Below are 403 nucleotides of genomic sequence, written 5' to 3'. Positions count from 1 at the left end.
TTACTTCTTGAGCCTATATTTCTTCCTTTGGTATCATACCAGATAAAGTTCTTTGTCCATTTGTCATCTTCTATATTTTTGACATAGGAAGCGGTAAGCATTCCCTTCGTGGTTCGTGAATTGGCTGGGTTATCAGTCAAAAGCTCCTGTGCAAATACATTAGTGACTGCAGAGGATCCTGGGGGATAAGTGTCATAGTAATTAACGCTCAATACAGACTGGATATCTGAAGAAAAATAATTATTGCTGTAGTAAACCGTCATCCCACTTTTGGCAAAACCTGTAGTATTTCTGGATTCGATAATTACCAAGTCTTTAATTAAATCCTGTAAAGCAGCTCTTTCTCCTGCTGAAATAATTCCTGTAAGGATCGCTCTTCCAAATGTATCATATTTGGTCATGA

1 pseudogene is annotated in these 403 nt (G+C 37.5%); it reads right to left on the bottom strand.

Annotation, left to right across the window (positions count from 1 at the left end):
- Window positions 1–403, bottom strand: a pseudogene (locus ACTJIV_RS20330) (RHS repeat-associated core domain-containing protein); the annotation flags it as partial.

It is taken from the genome of Chryseobacterium sp. 22532 (assembly GCF_052044665.1).
In the GTDB taxonomy this organism is placed as follows: Bacteria; Bacteroidota; Bacteroidia; order Flavobacteriales; family Weeksellaceae; genus Chryseobacterium; species Chryseobacterium lathyri.
Note: the sequence above shows the minus strand (reverse complement) of the source record. Positions and strands in the feature narration are given on the sequence as shown.